Source organism: Clostridium sp. DSM 17811, assembly GCF_018861905.1.
GTDB lineage: Bacteria > Bacillota > Clostridia > Clostridiales > Clostridiaceae > Clostridium_AD > Clostridium_AD frigoriphilum.
The window spans coordinates 1-1,970 of the sequence record NZ_JAHLDU010000071.1 but is presented as its reverse complement, the minus strand read 5'-3'; the positions used below and the strand labels follow the sequence as shown (position 1 = coordinate 1,970).

Sequence of the window (1,970 nt, the reverse complement as noted above, 5' to 3'; positions counted from 1 at the left end):
GGGATTGTGAATGCAGCGGTAGTTTCTAATGCTATGACTAGGGGGCAATTTGTTAAATCCGTAGTGATAGCAGCTGATTTAGAGGATGGAGCCTTAGGAATGAGAGGGGCTACTATATTCCCGGATATTAAATCGGATAGTGAAATGAGCGGTTATATAAATATACTTTTAAATAAGGGATTAATAAGCGGCATGGCAGATGGAAACTTCCATCCTGAAATTGCAATTACTTATCAAGAAATTTGCACTGTTATTGTAAAGTTACTTGGATATGTTGATGGTGATTTAGTAGGAACGTATCCATCGAACTATATAAGTAAGGCAAAAACATTAGGAATAACTGACGATCTAAGTTATCAAAAGGGTGATAGAGTTACTTATAGGGCAGTAGCCGTAATGTTTGACAGGCTTCTTGATACTAATATAAAGGCTGCCACTGGATCAACTGCAACTGCTGTAACTTATTCTGATTCGATAAAATTATATTCTGATTGTATTGTACAAGATAATTCAGAATCCTATGATAAGTTAGCAAAAAATGAAGTACTAACAGATAAAGGTATATTTTCTGTTCCGGCTAATGTAGCAAAACTTCAGGTTGGAGCAACTTATAGAATTAAGTTAGAAAATGGTGGAATTACAAAAGTTTATGGTAAGGTAAGAGAGCCGGTAAGCATTACTGCAAACACTATAGTGGGTAATGTTGTTAATTATGATGAAGATGGAACTACAAAAAGTATGATTCTACCATCTAGTATTATTTATTATTACCATGGCGTAAAGGAAGCTTATACAAGTGTAAGTAGTCTTTTAAAAGCTAATTCGACCATAGTATTTGATTATAATACTAAAGTCTCATCTAGTTATGCTGTAATAATAGATCCTATATATAGTAATCCAGAGCTTGCATCAAATATTGATGTCAACTCTGATACATTAGGAAATATAGTATTTAATGAGAATACAAAGATTATAAAAAATGGTCAAGCTATTTTAAAAAGCGATATCAAGGATACAGATGTAGTTTATAGTGTTACAGATATAAATGGCGGTAATAAATATATACTTGCTGTTGAAAATTATGTTGAGGGTTACATCACAGATATTCCTGCTGATTCGAATAGTTTATATGATATTCAAATAGATAAGGTGAATTACAATTATAGTGATGATATGGATATTTCGAAACTTGCCTCGTTTAAAGATGGCGATTTAGTACGGTTAGTGCGAGATAAGGATGATAAGTTATTAGATATAAAAGATATAGAAAATAAGACTGGAACACTTGCTGAATATATAATACTTGGAACCTCAGCTACAAGTGATGATTTATCAAACAATGAAATTCTTACTGATAAAGGAACTTTTACGTGTCTTAGTGGGGTAACTTATCCTGAGGTAGGTTCAAAGTACAAGTTGTATGTTGACGGTACTGTAATTACAAAAATTGATAAAAAGGAAAATACCACAGAAAATTATGCTGTTACTGAGAAAACAGGAACAGATATGAAGTGGGAAAACGATAAGGATGTAACTAGTAGCATTAAGTTACCAAAGGCTACTGTGTATTATCATAATGGAGAAAAGGTTAATTATAATGCTTGCGTTAATGGTATAAATCTTTATTCTTCAATAATGTTATCTAAAAACAGTACTAATAATGGATATGAATATGCTGTTATTATTGATCCTGTCTTTAGTATACCAAAAGTTTATAGAAGTGGTGATACAGCATTCTTAAAGAAAATGGATGATAGTGAATATTCATTTGTTTATAGTAATGAGATGTACACACAGAATACACTTAGTATAAATTATAATGATGTAGTTTATTTTGTATCAGATATTTGGAACAAAAACCGTTATATTTATGCTAGTAGAAAAAGTGCATTTGGAGATATTGATGCTTTTACACCAAATAAAATAAATGCAACTAGTATAAAAATTAATGGTACTACTTATGAGATTGG

General features: G+C 31.3%; 1 protein-coding gene. It reads left to right on the top strand.

Features of this window, described 5'->3' with window-relative positions:
- On the top strand, nt 1-1,970 hold a 1,970-nt coding region (locus KPL44_RS24930; protein WP_216256088.1), incomplete at both ends, for an S-layer homology domain-containing protein.